Annotated in this window: 16 protein-coding genes; 4 read left to right on the top strand and 12 right to left on the bottom strand. The window is 58.4% G+C overall.

Going from position 1 to position 16,222, the window contains the following annotated elements; all coding sequences use genetic code 11:
* Positions 1–411 precede the first annotated feature (411 nt).
* From msrQ to GVN17_RS26575, 6 genes are all read right to left on the bottom strand, one after another.
* Positions 412–1,032 carry a protein-methionine-sulfoxide reductase heme-binding subunit MsrQ gene (msrQ, locus tag GVN17_RS26550; RefSeq protein WP_166598263.1) on the bottom strand — a complete coding sequence of 207 codons (621 nt, stop codon included), beginning with the start codon at positions 1,030–1,032 and terminating at the stop codon, positions 412–414.
* On the bottom strand, positions 1,032–2,045 hold the full coding sequence (gene msrP / locus GVN17_RS26555; RefSeq protein ID WP_166598264.1) for a protein-methionine-sulfoxide reductase catalytic subunit MsrP: 1,014 nt from the start codon (positions 2,043–2,045) through the stop codon (positions 1,032–1,034). Before msrP ends, msrQ begins: the two co-directional genes overlap by 1 nt.
* A gap of 73 nt (positions 2,046–2,118) precedes the next feature.
* Complete coding sequence (gene pssA, locus GVN17_RS26560) at positions 2,119–2,967, bottom strand: CDP-diacylglycerol--serine O-phosphatidyltransferase (RefSeq protein WP_166598265.1); 849 nt, start codon at positions 2,965–2,967, stop codon at positions 2,119–2,121.
* A gap of 152 nt (positions 2,968–3,119) precedes the next feature.
* Positions 3,120–4,136, bottom strand: coding sequence for a ketol-acid reductoisomerase (gene ilvC, locus GVN17_RS26565; RefSeq protein WP_166598266.1), 1,017 nt, complete (start codon positions 4,134–4,136; stop codon positions 3,120–3,122).
* Between the two features lie 52 nt (positions 4,137–4,188).
* Positions 4,189–4,680, bottom strand: coding sequence for an acetolactate synthase small subunit (gene ilvN, locus GVN17_RS26570; protein ID WP_093469284.1), 492 nt, complete (start codon positions 4,678–4,680; stop codon positions 4,189–4,191).
* 1 nt (position 4,681) lies between these two features.
* Complete coding sequence (locus tag GVN17_RS26575; RefSeq protein ID WP_166598267.1) at positions 4,682–6,406, bottom strand: acetolactate synthase 3 large subunit; 1,725 nt, start codon at positions 6,404–6,406, stop codon at positions 4,682–4,684.
* A gap of 409 nt (positions 6,407–6,815) precedes the next feature.
* Between GVN17_RS26575 and GVN17_RS26580 the strand changes: the two genes are divergently transcribed.
* Positions 6,816–7,241 (top strand): DUF4124 domain-containing protein, encoded by a 426-nt coding sequence (locus GVN17_RS26580; RefSeq protein ID WP_166598268.1) that lies wholly within the window; start codon positions 6,816–6,818, stop codon positions 7,239–7,241.
* Positions 7,242–7,244: 3 nt separating this feature from the next.
* Here GVN17_RS26580 and GVN17_RS26585 read toward each other — a convergent pair whose 3' ends face one another.
* The 3 genes from GVN17_RS26585 to mrcB are packed head-to-tail and all read right to left on the bottom strand — an operon-like array spanning position 7,245 to position 10,675.
* Positions 7,245–7,574: a YqcC family protein gene (locus GVN17_RS26585; RefSeq protein ID WP_166598269.1), complete on the bottom strand. Its 330-nt coding sequence runs from the start codon at positions 7,572–7,574 to the stop codon at positions 7,245–7,247.
* The gene (locus tag GVN17_RS26590) at positions 7,567–8,337 is read right to left on the bottom strand and encodes a hypothetical protein (protein ID WP_166598270.1); all 771 of its coding nucleotides are present in this window, start codon (positions 8,335–8,337) and stop codon (positions 7,567–7,569) included. The genes GVN17_RS26585 and GVN17_RS26590 overlap by 8 nt, the downstream gene beginning before the upstream one ends.
* Positions 8,338–8,353: 16 nt before the next feature.
* Positions 8,354–10,675 (bottom strand): penicillin-binding protein 1B, encoded by a 2,322-nt coding sequence (gene mrcB / locus GVN17_RS26595; RefSeq protein WP_166598271.1) that lies wholly within the window; start codon positions 10,673–10,675, stop codon positions 8,354–8,356.
* 133 nt (positions 10,676–10,808) lie between these two features.
* On the opposite strand from mrcB, the gene GVN17_RS26600 reads away from it, so the two are divergent.
* The 3 genes from GVN17_RS26600 (at position 10,809) to GVN17_RS26610 (ending at position 13,326) form a co-directional block, all read left to right on the top strand.
* Positions 10,809–12,344, top strand: a complete 1,536-nt coding sequence (locus GVN17_RS26600) for a bifunctional aminoglycoside phosphotransferase/ATP-binding protein (protein WP_166598272.1) — start codon at positions 10,809–10,811, stop codon at positions 12,342–12,344.
* A gap of 101 nt (positions 12,345–12,445) precedes the next feature.
* Positions 12,446–12,790, top strand: a complete 345-nt coding sequence (locus GVN17_RS26605; RefSeq protein ID WP_166598273.1) for a pentapeptide repeat-containing protein — start codon at positions 12,446–12,448, stop codon at positions 12,788–12,790.
* Positions 12,791–13,038: 248 nt separating this feature from the next.
* Complete coding sequence (locus tag GVN17_RS26610; RefSeq protein ID WP_166598274.1) at positions 13,039–13,326, top strand: TfoX/Sxy family protein; 288 nt, start codon at positions 13,039–13,041, stop codon at positions 13,324–13,326.
* Positions 13,327–13,544: 218 nt separating this feature from the next.
* Here the strand turns inward: GVN17_RS26610 and deoC are convergent, their stop codons facing one another.
* The 3 genes from deoC to GVN17_RS26625 all read right to left on the bottom strand — a co-directional run bounded on the left by deoC (position 13,545) and on the right by GVN17_RS26625 (position 16,215).
* Positions 13,545–14,306, bottom strand: a complete 762-nt coding sequence (deoC, locus tag GVN17_RS26615; protein WP_166598299.1) for a deoxyribose-phosphate aldolase — start codon at positions 14,304–14,306, stop codon at positions 13,545–13,547.
* 158 nt (positions 14,307–14,464) lie between these two features.
* Complete coding sequence (locus GVN17_RS26620) at positions 14,465–15,232, bottom strand: heme ABC transporter ATP-binding protein (RefSeq protein ID WP_166598275.1); 768 nt, start codon at positions 15,230–15,232, stop codon at positions 14,465–14,467.
* Positions 15,232–16,215 (bottom strand): iron ABC transporter permease, encoded by a 984-nt coding sequence (locus GVN17_RS26625; protein ID WP_166598300.1) that lies wholly within the window; start codon positions 16,213–16,215, stop codon positions 15,232–15,234. Before GVN17_RS26625 ends, GVN17_RS26620 begins: the two co-directional genes overlap by 1 nt.
* Positions 16,216–16,222 lie beyond the last annotated feature (7 nt).

Raw genomic sequence — 16,222 nt, forward strand, 5'->3', positions numbered from 1 at the left:
GATAATCAGTTGACTTCAGTCTTACAGCACAAGCACCCACACGAATTGCTTGATTCAATTGTTAAAGAGCGGTTGGTCAAGAGCTTTTCGTCTCAACCGAGGCGCGCATTCTACAGCAGCGCCTCAATCTGTCAAGCGGTTATTTTCAGAAGTTTTCAAAGTTTCCTTATCAACTTCAACCACTTGCGCTTCGTTCGACTTGGCGTCTCATATCAGCGGGAGGCGAATTCTACAGCGTTACAACTTGCTGTCAACCACCTTTTTCACCGCTATCGATTCGAACACCAGAACCGAAGCACTTCCTCGCTATCCTGAACCTGTAACTCGTTGATCTTCAAGGAGTTTTAGGTTCCGACTGCGCCGGAAGTGGGGCGAATTATAGACACATCCGGAGGGGCGTCAAGCACTTATTCAAGCTTTTGTCACAACAGAAGGTTTTTTATGGACGCGACGCGGGATTCGTCTCGCAATCACGGGGATTCTTAGCAATAACAGCAATACCCCCACAGCCGCATATATCGACCACTCTTTAAGATCGGCCCGCACAATCCACAGCATGTGCAGTAATCCAAGCCCGAGAATCAGATAAGCCAAACGGTGCAGCTTCTTCCATCGCGCCCCCAGCCGACGCTGGCTATAACGATTAGAGGTGATCGCCAGCGTCAGCAGGCACAGGAATGCCAGGCTGCCAACGATAATGTAGGGTCGCTTGACCAGCTCGACGCTCAGCTGAGCCCAATCAAACCCCAAGATAAAGAAGCCATACCCCAGCATGTGCAACAACGCATAGGTGAAACACCACAAACCGAGTTGGCGACGGACATGCACCCACCCCGCCCAACCGGTCACACGCTGAAGTGGCGTCAGCGCCAATGTGATCAGTAACAATATCAACGTGCCCAGCCCAAAGAGATCAACCAGTGCCTTTCCGGGATCTGGCCCCAAGTCGAGTACCCAAGCCCGATCCAACCAGTAAATCGGAGGAATGCAGATTGCAACGAACACGGCGAGGCGCCAAAGCAGATAACGCATCAATAGTTCTTCCGCAAATCCATGCCCGTATAAAGAGAGGCGACCTCCTCCCCATAGCCGTTGAACATTTCAGTGGGTCGGATATTTGGACTGAACAAGCCACTGGGCAGCCGCCGTTCACGGGCCTGAGTCCAACGAGGGTGATCGACGTTCGGATTCACGTTGGCATAGAAGCCGTATTCATTGGCCGCGATGCTTTGCCAGGTTGTCTTGGGCTGCTCACTGACCAGACTGATGCGAACGATGGACTTCACACTTTTGAATCCGTACTTCCACGGCACCACCAACCGTAGCGGCGCCCCATTTTGGTTGGGCAGTTCACGGCCATACATCCCTACCGCAAGAATCGCCAAAGGATTCATCGCCTCATCCAGTCGCAGCCCTTCTACATAGGGCCAGTCGATCAGCGCGAAACCGGACCGTTGCCCTGGCATGGCCTTGGGGTCCTGCAGCGTTTCGAACCGGATGTACTTTGCTTTTGCCGTGGGCTCTACCTGTTTGAGCAAATCAGCAATAGGAAAGCCAATCCACGGAATCACCATCGACCACGCCTCTACACAGCGCAAACGGTAGATGCGTTCTTCCAATTGATAAGGTTTGATGAAATCTTCGAGCGCATAACGACCCGGCTTTCCGACCTCACCGTCGATTACAACAGTCCAGGGTTCGGTCTTCAACGAGCCTGCATTTTGAGCCGGGTCCCCTTTGTCGGTGCCGAACTCGTAGAAATTGTTGTAATGCGTGGCGTCCTTGAACGGCGTAATGGCTTCGTTCTGAACCGTTATCGCCTGCCATTTCGTCGAAGGCAGTTTGTCACTGAACCAATGGGGCGCATTTCCGGCCTCAACCCCGGCGTATTGTGAGGCGTCGGCAGCCTGTGCCCATGAAGGCAACGCACTGATCGCGAGCCCGGCCATTGAGGCGCCGAGCATCGCACGACGTGAGAGATAGACCGATTCGGGCGTGACATCCGACTCTTTGCAGGCGGACGCGGAAGGTGTCTTGATAAGCATGGTAACTCCGCAGCCAAGGTGAATGGCTCAACCTTATAGGCTGCGGAGTGCGGTGTGAAATGAATCTGTGGTGCTATTTATGACGACGCAGGCGCAGCAGGTACTGAACAGGACCCGACGCGGCGTAGGCGAGGAAAATCAGCAGCAGAATGCGTGGCGGATCACTGAACACGACCGCAAACACCAACACGACAGCGAGGATCGCCACAAAAGGCACGCGGCCTTTGAGGTCCAGCTCCTTGAAACTGTTGTACTTGATGTTGCTAACCATAAGCATCCCGGCAGCCGCTACCAACAACGCGACGAGGAACGACAGTTTGGAACCCTGAATGCCGTAGTCGCTGAACGCCCACACCGTACCGGCTACCACGCCCGCAGCCGCCGGGCTCGCCAGGCCGATGAAATAGCGCTTGTCAGCCTTCCCCACCTGCGTATTGAAACGTGCGAGGCGCAATGCAGCGCCGGCGACATAGATAAAAGCGACCATCCAGCCGACCTTGCCCATATCACCCAACGCCCAACCGAACGCCAGCAATGCGGGGGCAACGCCAAAGGCGACCATGTCTGAGAGGGAATCGTACTCAGCGCCAAAGGCGCTCTGGGTGTTGGTCATCCGCGCGACGCGCCCATCAAGGCCGTCGAGCACCATAGCGACGAAGATGGCGATGGCTGAAAACGCGAAATACTTGCTCGCCCCGGCCGCATCACCTGCGCTCATCGCGCTTTGCGCACTCATGGCACTGATGATGGCGTAGAAGCCGGCAAACAGGTTGGCGGTGGTGAAGAGGTTGGGCAGCAGATAAATCCCACGATGGCGGACTTTGCGCCCTTCGGCATCGTGCCCTTCTTCTATGTGTTCATCGATCGGTAGCAGGCTTTCGGCGTCAGAGGCCTGGTTCGGCTCTTCGGGACGTTCGCTCATGGACAATACCTTGCAGCTATGAATTTTCGACAGATGTTCGCGGCGCCGCTGCGCCGGCAAACGATGCAGCTTTATACCAGATGAGCCCCCATAACGAAAAAGCGCGACCCGAAGGCCGCGCTTTTCGTAAACCGTAATCAGACTACAGAATTTTAGTTCTTGGTCTGATCAACGATTTTGTTCTTGGCGATCCAAGGCATCATCGAGCGCAGTTGCTCGCCGATGATTTCGATGCCGTGGGCCTTGTTGTTGCGGCGCTTGGCGGTCATCGATGGGTAGTTGCTCGCGCCTTCGGCGATGAACATCTTGGCGTATTCGCCGTCCTGGATGCGCTTCAGAGCATTGCGCATGGCCTGGCGGGATTCGGCGTTGATGACTTCAGGCCCGGTCACGTACTCGCCATATTCGGCGTTGTTCGAGATCGAGTAGTTCATGTTGGCGATACCGCCTTCATACATGAGGTCGACGATCAGTTTCAGTTCGTGCAGGCACTCGAAGTAAGCCATTTCTGGCGCGTAGCCAGCTTCGACCAACGTTTCGAAACCGGCTTTGACCAGCTCAACGGTACCGCCACACAGTACGGCTTGTTCGCCGAACAGGTCAGTTTCGGTTTCGTCTTTGAATGTGGTTTCGATGATACCGGTACGGCCACCGCCAACGCCCGAGGCGTAGGAGAGCGCAACGTTTTTGGCGTTGCCCGAAGCGTCCTGGTAGATAGCGATCAGGTCAGGGATACCGCCGCCCTTGACGAATTCGGTACGAACGGTGTGACCTGGCGCTTTTGGCGCGATCATGATCACGTCCAGGTCCGCGCGTGGCACGACCTGGTTGTAGTGAATCGCGAAGCCGTGGGAGAAGGCCAGGGTGGCGCCTTTCTTGATGTTCGGCTCGATTTCGTTCTTGTACAGCGAGGACTGGAACTCGTCCGGGGTCAAGATCATGACCAGGTCGGCAGCAGCGACGGCGGAAGCAACGTCAGTCACTTTCAGGCCGTGGGCCTCAGCCTTGGCGACAGTAGCCGAACCTTTACGCAGGCCAACGGTGACATCAACGCCGGAATCTTTCAGGTTGCACGCTTGAGCGTGACCTTGAGAACCGTAACCGATAATGGCCACTTTTTTGCCCTGGATGATCGAAAGGTCGCAGTCTTTGTCGTAATAAACTTTCATGAAATTCCCCTGTTATCTTGGCTGTTCAGGCCATTCGCTAAATGTATGTAGGTTAGATGCTCAGCACTTTGTCGCCGCGGGCAATGCCCGTGACGCCGCTGCGTACGGTTTCCAGGATGGCGGTGGTGCCAATGGCCTGAATAAAGCTATCCAGTTTGTCGCTCGTCCCTGTCAGCTGCACGGTGTAGACACTGCTGGAAACATCAACGATCTGGCCACGGAAGATATCCGTGGTGCGCTTGATCTCGGCGCGCTGGGCGCCAGTGGCCTTGACCTTGATCAGCATCAGTTCGCGCTCGATGTGAGCACTTTCCGACAGATCGACCAGTTTGACCACTTCAACCAGCTTGTTGAGGTTTTTGGTGATCTGCTCGATCACCTCATCATGACCGACGGTGGTCAGCGTCAGACGCGACAGAGTCGGGTCTTCGGTTGGGGCCACGGTCAGGCTTTCGATGTTGTAGTTGCGCTGCGAAAACAGGCCGACGACGCGAGACAAGGCACCCGGTTCGTTTTCCAGCAATAGCGAAATGATGTGCCGCATATTAGGTACGCTCCGTCTTGCTCAGCCACATGTCGCGCATCGAGCCGTCTCTGATTTGCATCGGATAGACGTGCTCGGCAACGTCGACTTGGATGTCGAGGAACACCAGACGATCTTTCATGGCGAACGCTTCTTCCATCTTCGGCTTCAAGTCTTTCAGATCGGTGATCTTCATGCCGACATGACCGTAGGCTTCGACCAGCTTCACGAAGTCAGGCAGCGACTCCATGTAGGAGTGCGAGTGACGGCCGCTGTAGCTCATGTCCTGCCACTGACGGACCATGCCAAGCACGCCGTTGTTAAGCAGGATGATCTTGACCGGCAGGTTGTACTGCAGGCAGGTCGACAGTTCCTGGATGTTCATCTGAATGCTGCCTTCGCCCGTGACGCAGGCAACGTGCGCATCCGGGAAGCTCAGCGCAACACCCATGGCGGCCGGAAGACCGAAGCCCATGGTGCCCAGGCCACCGGAGTTGATCCAGCGGTTAGGCTTGTTGAAGCGGTAATACTGCGCCGCGAACATCTGGTGCTGCCCCACGTCGGAGGACACGTAAGCGTCCCCTTTGGTGACTTCGCACAGAGTTTCGATCACGGTCTGCGGCTTGATCAGACTGCCATCACCGCGGTTGTACGGGAACAGGTCGCCGCCGGCACGCCACTCGTCGATCTGCTTCCACCAGGTCGCCACCGATTCCTTGTTAGGGGTCTCGCCGATTTCCTTGAGGGTCGCGACCATTTCGGTCAGCACGCTCTCCACAGGACCAACGATTGGCACGTCGGCCTTGATGGTCTTGGAGATCGACGCCGGATCGATGTCGATGTGGATGATCTTGGCGCCCGGGCAGAAACGCGAAGCGCCGTTGATGACACGGTCATCGAAGCGTGCACCGACGGCCAGGATCACATCAGAGTGGTGCATCGCCAGGTTGGCGGTGTAGCTGCCGTGCATGCCGAGCATGCCGACGAACTGACGGTCCGTGCCCGGGTACGAACCGAGGCCCATCAGCGTGTTGGTCACAGGCGCGTTCAGCAGTTGTGCCAGCTCGGTCAGCGGCGCAGAACCGTTGCCCATAACCACACCGCCACCGGCGTAGATGATCGGACGCTTGCCCGCGAGGAGCATTTCCACGGCCTTGCGGATCTGGCCCGAATGCCCACGAACCGCCGGGCTGTAGGAACGCAGCTTGGCTTTTTTCGGGAAAACGTATTCGAACTTCTCGGCCGGGTTGGTCATGTCTTTCGGGATATCGACCACGACAGGACCAGGACGACCGGACTGCGCGAGGTAGAAAGCCTTTTTCAGGACTTCCGGGATTTCGGACGGGTGCTTGATCATGAAGCTGTGCTTCACGATCGGCCGGGAGATACCGATCATGTCGGTTTCCTGGAACGCGTCGGTGCCGACCATGGTGCTCGGGACCTGGCCCGACAGGACGACCATCGGGATGGAGTCCATGTAGGCGGTCGCGATACCGGTGATGGCGTTGGTCGCACCCGGACCCGAAGTCACCAATACAACGCCAGCTTTGCCGGTCGCACGTGCATAACCGTCAGCCATGTGAGTGGCAGCCTGTTCGTGACGAACGAGGATGTGGCTCACGGCCGGTTCTTTGAACAGCGCATCGTAAATATGCAGGAGGGCACCGCCGGGGTACCCATAGATATGCTCAACGCCTTCGTCACGCAAAAAGCGGACGACCATTTCAGCGCCAGATAAAAGCTCCACGTTGTTCACCTCTAAAACGCCAGAATACCGTCCACACAGGAGAAGACGGGTCTTAATAGGTTTACTGCCAGCAGAGCATGAGCGACGGTGGTCGCCGACTACGTCAGCACTGACTGAGCAAGTATTGGGAGCTCCCCTAAGTGTTTCGGGGTCATCCCACCCAGCGCGAGGTAACGCGTTGCGGGTGTAACAGGTCGACGCGGGTGTGCGCCTCATGATCTACCGAGACGGTCTGCTTCTGGCAGTCCCTCTACAGCGAACTTTGGATTGTTCTGATTCGTCCCTCTCAAGTCAAGTCATCGATGCGCTTTCTTCACTCACAGCCTATGAAAAAGCACCGAATGAGGTCGTTGCGGTCGGCTTGTGGTAGGTTTCACCCGTACAGCAAACGAAGTTCTAAGGAAGCAGTATGCGCTGGATGATTCTTGCCGCCACACTGACGCTGGCAGCCGGTTCGACCGCCAGTCAGGCCGCCCAGATCTATAAATGGGTCGACGCACAGGGCGTGACGCACTTTGATGCGCAGCCTCCGGTCGGGCAATCCGCCCAGGAACTCGAAACGCAAAAAGCCGTGACGCCGCCACCCGCTCCCCCCGTTCGCACCGAGTCCTCGCAAGAACAGCAAACGGTCGACGCGAAGGTCAAGAAACAAATCGCGGCTCAGGAAGCCAAGCGCAAGGAATACTGCGAGACACAGCGCACCAACCTAGCTCAGTTGCAGAACAACCCGCGGGTGCGTGAGGAAGTGAACGGTGAGTTCAGGCGCTTCACTGAAGAAGAGCGCCAGGCACGTATCGCCGAGGTCAAGAAATCCATCGACGAGACGTGTAATTGAGCGTCAGACCGACTCGGTGATCAGTCGGTCGAATTGCGCCAGGAGCGCTTGCAGGTTTCGCGTTTCCTGAGCACGGCTGGCGTAAACCATCTGCGCCATCTCCAGAATGCCCGAAGCGTTTGGCAGTGCGAGGTCCTGCTCCAGAATGACCTTCATTCGCGGTAGGAAAATCCATTGCAGCCACTGATCGAAATCCAGCGTATCGACACAGAACGGCTCGCGGCTCGATAACGCCTCGTCGCTGGGCGGCACTTCTTTCCACCATCCCAGCACACGCAATTCGCGCTCGATCAGCAACAACTGATCGGCGATCTTCGGGAAGCGTTTATCCATTGGCCTTCTGCCGGGCCAGCGCGGCACCCGCTGCGTCGCCTTGCTTCTCACGCGCTTGAGCGATCAATCCCCAAAGACTGGCCTGCAAACTCGCACGACCATTCGCATAGGTCAGGCCACGGCGAGCCAACTGCTCCGCCTGAGGCGCGTCCCCTTGGGCCAGACGAACCTGTGCCAATTTGTAAAGCACTTGCGGTTCGCGAGGGGCAACGCGCTGAGCGCGCTCCAGGCTCGACGACGCGCCGTTCAGGTCACCGCTGCTCTGCTGTTGCTGAGCGGTGGTCAGCAGCGCGAGAACCGGGCCGTCCAGTTGCTCATCCGCTGACAAGCCACCGCTGGACGCCGACGGAATGCCGGTGGGCGCTGACGAGGGCATGTTGTAGGTGTTGCTGGTCGCAGCCGGCGGGGTGTAGGTGTTGTTAACCGGCGCGGTGTTGATGGGCGCCTGATTGACGGGAGACGTGTCGATCGGTGCCGAATTGATCGGCGCCGACGTTGGCGGGACGAACGTCGAAATCGGCGCGGCGCTGGCGTTGGCACCGCCCGGCACCATCACCGTCACGCCGGAATCCTCTTGGATCGACTGCGTTTGCGTCGGGGCCTGCACTGGAGCGCGATACGCCGCATTGCGATTGGCTGAGACTCGCTCGCTGTTGGACACACGGGAACCCGAGTCCACCACCGGGATATTGCCGCGCGTTTGAGTCGCGCAACCATTGAGCAAAGCCAGAGCCGTTAAAGCCGGAATCCACCACTTGTTCACTTCACATCCTCTTCGCTTAGTTCAACCAGCCTTTGACCCAGTCCATCACCGATTCGGCAGGCGCTGTCGGCCCGCCGCACGTTGGGCCTGGTTGCGGCTCACTGCCACGAATATACGGCATCTGCACGGCACCCGGGCAGCTGGCATCAGTGCCTTGGCCCGTAGACGCGTTGACCCACGCCTGTACCACGTTGTCCGGCATGGCCATGTCCAGCGGAAGCGGGTCGGCCTTTTTCATGAAACTGGTCCAGATCTGCAACGCACCGGTGGCGCCGGTGAACGGTGTTTTGCCGTTATCGTCGCGACCCATCCAGACAATCGCCAGCAGGTCTTGGCTAAAACCGGCGAACCAGCTGTCCCGGGAGTCGTTGGTCGTCCCTGACTTGCCCGCCAGGTTCAGCGTACTCGGCAACACGTTGTACACCGACTTGCCCGTGCCTTCGCGCATCACGCGCTGCATGGCATTTTGCAGCAGATAAATGGAGCCGGGATCGAAACGCTGCTGGATCTGAAACGGATAACGCTTGAGCGGCTCGCCTTCGGCTGTCAGGACACTGCGGATGCCGCGCAACGGCGTATTGAATCCGCCACTGGCGATGGTCTGGTACATCGTTGCCACTTCAATCGGACTCAGCGCACCGGCCCCCAGCAACATCGACGGGAACGCCGGCCAGTCGCGGGTGACACCCAATTTGGTCAGGGTTTTGAACACATTCGGCACGCCCAGGTCCAGACCCAGCTTGGCGCTGGACAGGTTGTAGGAATGCGCCAACCCTTGATACAGGAAAATGTTGCCGTGAGCCTTATGGTCGAAGTTCTGCGGCTTCCAGATCTGGCCGTCTGCACCCTTGACCTGAAACGGCTCGTCAGGCACCCAACTGGTCAGTGTGTATTGCTGCGGACGTTCGAGCGCGGTCAGGTAAATCGCCGGTTTGACCAGCGAGCCAATCGGGCGAACGGCGTCCAGTGCGCGGTTGAAACCCGCGAACCCGGCCTGACGACTGCCGATCAGCGCTTGCACTTCGCCGGTTTCCGGGTTGGTCACGACCATCGCCGTTTCCATGTCGTCCGCGCCCTTGCGGCCCGAAATCTTAGCGAAGCTCTCGCGAACGGCGGCCTCGGACTTCATCTGCAGAATCGGGTCGAAACTGGTGAAAATGCGCAGACCTTCTTCGGTCAAGTCTTCGTCACGGTAGTCCTGACGCAGCTGGCGCTTGACCAGATCGAGGAAGTCCGGGAACGAGCTGTCGGCCAGCGAGCCGTTTTTGGTTACACCCAGTGGCATTTTCTTCGCTGCAGCGACAGCTTCAGCCGACGCAACGCCCTGCTGCTCAAGCAGATCAAGTACCAGATTACGACGCTCAAGTGCGCGATCCGGGTTACGACGCGGGTTGTAATAGGACGGACCTTTGACCAAGCCCACCAGCAACGCGACCTGATGCAGTTTCAGCTCCGACAGCGGCTGGCTGAAAAAATATTGGCTGGCAAGGCCGAAACCGTGCACCGCGCGCTGGCCATCCTGACCGACGAAGACTTCGTTGAGGTACGCCTCGAGAATTTCCTGCTTGCTGTAATGGATCTCCAACAGGATCGCCATCATCGCTTCGGTCAGCTTGCGGGTGATGCTGCGTTCGTTGGTCAGGTAGAAGTTCTTGACCAATTGTTGCGTCAGCGTCGAGCCGCCCTGACGCATCTGCCCCGCCGAGGCGTTAACCCAGAAGGCGCGGGCGATGGACTTGGGCGACACACCGAAGTGGTGATAGAAATCCCGGTCCTCCACCGTGACCAAGGTATCGAGCAAATAGGGCGGCGCCTGATCGAGCTTGATCAGGATGCGGTCTTCGAGGTTCTTCGGATAAAGACCGCCAATCAGCAGCGGCTCAAGCCGTGCCACGGCCAGCTTGGAGCCGTTGGCAGCGGTCAGGTCGGCGACATAATCCCCGGAGAATCGGACGTGAATCTGCTGGGCAGGATCTGCGCCTTCATAAAATTGAAAACCGCGAGTATTCAGATCGACGTTGTTGCCGTTGACCGACGCCGCACCCGGGCCGTTGGCTACACTTTCGCGCCGGTAGCCCAAGGCATCAAGCTCGATCAGGAAATCGTCGCGGGACAGTTTCTGGCCGACGAACAGTTCCAGCGGACGGGCGTAAACCTTGGCCGGGATCGTCCAGCGCTTGCCGGAGAATTTTTCCTGAACGATGGAATCGAGATAAACAGCGAAGCAGGCAAGCACCACCAGCCCGACAAGACTGAGTTTCAGAGCCCAGCCCAACAGGCTGCGCAAGCGGCTGTTGGCGGGTTTGGGGGATTTTTTCGAAGCGCGGGATCGAGTCATGGCGGCGGATTATACGCACTTTCAAAGCCACGGGCAGACCACCCTCACGGCGGTTTTCAGCAATGCGCCGAGCGGCCATAATGGCCACCTTTAGTCACATCATTCTCGACTTATCATCTTTCAAGGATCGTCCGTGAGCCAGACACTGATTGCCGCGCTTCAAAATCCTGCCCTGTTCCCCCACCCAGTGGAGCAATTTCAGGTCATCGAGACGCATATTTCCTGGGTGCTGCTCACTGGCCCCTACGTGTACAAGATCAAGAAACCGATGAATTTCGGTTTCCTCGACTTCACCACCCTGTCGGCGCGCGAGCACTTCTGCCAACAGGAGTTGAAGCTCAATCAACGCCTGACCAATGATTTGTATCTGGACGTGTTGCCCATCACCGGGACCGCCGACGCGCCGCAATTGGGCGGCGAAGGTGAAGCTATCGAATTCGCCTTGAAGATCCGCCAATTCCCGCAGGACGGCTTGCTCAGCACCCTGCAGGCCAAGGGCGAACTGACGACGGCACACATTGACGACATCGCTCGCCAGATCGCCGAGTTCCACATGAGCACCCCCCGTGTGCTGTCGGAAAACCCGCTGGGGTCGCCTGAATATGCGATGGCCCCCGTCACTCAGAACTTCGAACAGATCCTGCCGTTTCTCACCGAGAAGGCTGACCTCATTCAATTGAATGCACTGGAAGCCTGGGCGAATGCCAGCTACGAGCGTCTGAAGCCGTTGATGGGCCGCCGCAAGGCTGACGGTTTCATCCGCGAATGCCATGGCGACATTCACCTCGGCAACATCACGTTGATCGACGGCAAGGTCGTGATCTTCGACTGCATCGAATTCAACGAACCGTTCCGCATGACCGATGTGTATGCCGACATCGGTTTCCTCGCCATGGACCTGGAAGATCGCGGTCTGAAGAGCCTGTCACGTCGCCTCATCAGCCAGTACCTCGAACACACCGGCGATTACGAAGGTCTGGAGCTGCTTAATTTCTACAAGGCATACCGCGCACTCGTTCGGGCGAAAGTGGCTCTGTTCAGCCTGTCTGCGGACGCCGATCATGTGCAGCGCGCCACTACCCTGCGCCAGTACCGCAACTACGCCAATCTGGCGGAAAGCTACAGCGCGATCCCGTCGAACTTCCTGGCCATCACCCACGGCGTTTCGGCTGTCGGCAAAAGCCACGTGGCGATGCGCCTGGTCGAAGCGCTCGGCGCCGTTCGCCTGCGTTCGGACGTGGAGCGCAAACGGCTCTTCGGCGACAGCCAGGATCTGTACTCGGCAGATGTCAGCGGCAAGACCTACCAGCGTTTGAACGAATTGGCTGCGGTCGTCCTGCATGCAGGCTTCCCGGTAGTGATCGATGCCACGTTCCTCAAGCTCGATCAACGCCAGGCCACCGCAAAGGTAGCCGAAGCCACCGGCGCGCCGTTCCTGATCCTCGACTGCGCCGCACCGAAAGCCGTCATTCAGGGCTGGCTGGCGCAACGTCAGGCACAGAACAGCGACCCTTCCGACGCAACCATGGAAGTCATCGAGGCTCAGTTGGCGAATCGTGAGCCGCTGACCGCCGACGAAACCCCGCGCAGTCGCCACGTCGAAACCAACCTGAGTGGGGATCTGGATAAATTGGTGGATGACATCCGCCAATACCTGCCGGGCTTGTAAGCGGCCGAGCCACCAGTCATCGAATCGTGAAGTCTGTCACTTCACGGCTCGATGATAGTGGCATTATAATGGCGTCAGAATTCCAACAAGGTGACGCCAACATGAACCAGCCCAAGCAGCTCGACTCGCCGCTTTTCGCCCTTCTGCGAAAAGATGACGTCAATGCCTTTAATCTCCAACGCCCGAAAGGCGGTCCCATTGACCTCGCGGGCGGTGATTTCCGTGGGCTGGATTTGCGTGAACTCAACGCCGAGGAAATCGACTTCAGCGACGCCTATTTCCGTTCCGCAGATTTGCGCGGTGTCGATTTCCGCACCGCGTCGCTGGAAGGCGCCAGCATCGCTCACGCACAAATCTCAGGTGCTTATTTCCCGGCCGAATTGAGCGCTGACGAGATACTGATGTCTGTCAACTTTGGTACTCGCCTGCGGTATCGCACTCGCTGACACATTCGGCACGCTTCAAACGAGTCACCTGTCCCCTGCCCTGCATGCACAGACATGCCGGGCCCGCGCTGGCGCACTGTCTCCTCACGCTACCGTTCGGCGGCTGATCCGCGAATTCCGCGCGCCCGATTCGAGCAACGCGCTGAGTGAATCTACACTCATTCCATGTCTTGCATCTGCAGTTTTTACAAGGCCAGGAGGTACCCAAAGGGAGCTGTACACACGGAGCGACACCCGCAGGAGGCATCATGGAAGACGAGCTGCTACAGATGAAAAATCTGGGCAAAACCACCGCCCAGTGGCTACACGCCGCGGGCATTCACAACGCTGCTGACCTTCGCCGACTCGGCCCCATCCTCGCCTACAGAGCTGTCAAAGCGCGCGACTTTCGAACGTCCAAAGCCCTGCTGTACTACATTGCAGGCGCACTGAACGACCTGGACTGGCGCGACCTCACCCAAGCAGACAAAGCCCGGCTGGATAGAGAACTGAACAGACTCTGCCCCAATCCGAAGAACGCAGATTGCCAAACCTGAAAATAGTTTGGGATTGCCTGTTGACTTACAAATGAGAATCACTATGATTATCACATCCGGTCGCGAGACTGGCTGGTAACCTGAAAGGCTCCTTGGTTCGGACTCTCAGATTATCTCCTCATCAGGCTAATCACGGTTTTTGACCCGGCTTTTTGCCGGGTCTTTTTTTGCCTTCCATTTGGGACGTTCGTGGCCGACGGTTCGTGCTGCCCAGCCTTTCAAGGCCGGACCCCCAGGTACGCCAACAGATCATCCAGCAGGCTTGCGCCACTCAGCCGAACCCGCGTGGGCTCGGCCCAGAACGGGCCGAACTTGCGTTGAACGACATCAAGATATGTTCGAGCCTCATCAAGCGTACGAACATTCCCGGACGCCTTGAATCCCACCTGCGCGCCCATCTCGGCAATGGCTTCGATGAGTATCCGGGCCGCTTGCGACGTGGTGCCCGCTGCCTGCTTGCCGGTGCTCGTCTTCAGGAATGACGCCCCCTCTCGAATGGCCGTGCGGCACACCTGATGGATGATCTGCGGATCACGCAAAACGCCGGTCTCCAACGTAATCGTCAGCAATCCACGTTGCCCACACTCGGCCCTGCACGCAGCAATCATGTCGGCGCCGACCGTTTTGTCACCACTCAAATGGGCGTGGAAGGGGTACACCAGATCGATCTCGTCGGCCCCGGTGAGCATGGCTGAATGCGTTTCCGACTCGGCAGCACTGACCGAAGCGCCGCCATTCGGGAAGTTGACCGCTGCCACGACCTTGACTTCCCGCGCCAGCAGGCTATCGAGCGTCCGTCGGGCCAGCCCGGCAAATCGAGGCAGCACGCAGACAGCGGCAACATTCCCTACAGGCGTCAGCGCCCGTTCACACAACGCGACGATGCGCTCCGTCGTGTCATCGAGATTCAACGACGTCAGTTCCAGCAGGCCTATCGCTTTTTGAGCAACGGCTTCGTCACTCTCATACACCCGATCCATCACGCACTCCTCGACAACCTGCGAACTCAAGGTAGCGACGATAATCCAGTCGAAGGCAGCGTGAACGGCCATGCGCGCACCAGAGAGCGGGCCTACGCGACTATCAGAAATATCTTAAGGAAATTGCCTTCGAAAAAGTGGGGGCGGAAGGTTGCAAGTCATCGAGCGATGATCAGTGGGTGCCCACGTTCGGGGTGCCGTTGCACCAAGACCTCAAGGCCAAACACTGCCCTCAATGCGTCCGGCACCAGCACCCCGTCCGGAGTGCCCAGAGCAAAAGGGCGACCTGATTCGAGCATTAACAATCTGTCGCAATAACGTGCAGCCAGATTGAGGTCATGCAGGATCACCATCACTGCGCCACCGCGATCCGCGAATCCGCGCACGGCCTGCAACGTGGTGTGCTGATGCAAAGGGTCGAGCATTGAGGTCGGCTCATCCAGCAACAACGTTTGCCCTCCCTCTCCGGGCCATAACTGCGCCAGCACCCGAGATAAATGCACCCGCTGACGCTCACCGCCGGACAGGGCAAGGTAACTGCGATCCATCAGGTGCAACGCGTCGGCGGCTTCGAGAGACTCCCGAACGATCTCGGCATCGCGCTGCCGGCCGGTGTCATGAGGCAATCGGCCCATGGCCACCACATCCCGAACACTGAACGCAAAGCTCAGCGTCGAACTTTGCGGCAATACCGCCAGACGCCGAGCGCGCTGCTGACCCGTCCAGTACGACAATGGCTGATCATCGAGCCACAGTTGCCCCTTCATCGTTTTCAGCTCGCCGCACAGTGCGCTGAGCAACGTGCTTTTCCCTGCACCGTTGGGCCCCAGTACGCCTAGCATTTCGCCGGGCTTGATCGTCAAATCAACATCGGCCAACACGCATTTTCCATCGCGATGCACGCTGATATTTTCGGCTCTCATCATCAGGCGCGCCCTCTCACCAGCAGAAACAGAAAGAAGGGTGCCCCGATGAAAACGGTCACGATACCAATCGGCAATTCAGCCGGTGCCAGCACCAGACGGGCAAACACGTCGGCGAGCAGCAATAGACTCGCCCCTGCAAGCGCCGACGCGGGCAGTACGACTCGATGATCAGGCCCCGCGATCAGCCGCACCAGATGCGGCACGATCAACCCGACGAAACCAATGAGGCCAGCTGCAGCGACGGCAGCACCCACCCCCAGCGCGATGCAGAGGATGAGCTCGCGCTTCAGCCGTTCGACCTCGATCCCCAAATGACGGGCTTCCGATTCCCCGAGCAGCAGCGCATTCAAGGCTCTTGCCCGGCGCGGCAGCCAGGCGATGACGAGCCCGCAGACCAGCAGCAACGGCCATAGCCTCGCGTAACTTGCGCCGTTGAGTGTGCCCAGGTTCCAGAACGTCAGAGTGCGCAATGCCGCGTCATCTGCCAGATAGGTGAACAGACCGATGATCGAGCCGGCCAGCGCGGTCATTGCCACACCTGCCAGCAGCATGACGCCCACGCTGGTCTGGCCGTCCTGACGACCAAGGCGATAGACGATACCTGTCACGATAAGTCCACCTGCAAAAGCACAGATCGACAGCAGATAAGGGGCGAGTGCTTCCGGTAAACCGCCCAGTGACGCACCCGCGACGATCGCGACCGCTGCTCCCAACGCGGCACCGCTGGACACGCCGACCAAACCGGGGTCGGCCAGTGGGTTGCGAAACAGGCCCTGCATGGCCACGCCCGACAGTGCCAGCACCGCCCCCACTGCCAGGCCCAGCAAGGTCCGGGGCACGCGAATCTGACCGAGGATCAGTTCGGCCTGTTGCAGATTCTCGCCCTCCACGGGAAAGCCCAACAGGCGTAACCCGGCACGCAGGGTGTCCATGAGTGGCAGGCTGATCGGCCCCAGCGCGAGAGACAGCCATATCGCTACCACACAGACG

The organism is Pseudomonas sp. SLFW, from assembly GCF_009905615.1.
GTDB classification, from domain to species: Bacteria; Pseudomonadota; Gammaproteobacteria; order Pseudomonadales; family Pseudomonadaceae; genus Aquipseudomonas; species Aquipseudomonas bambusae.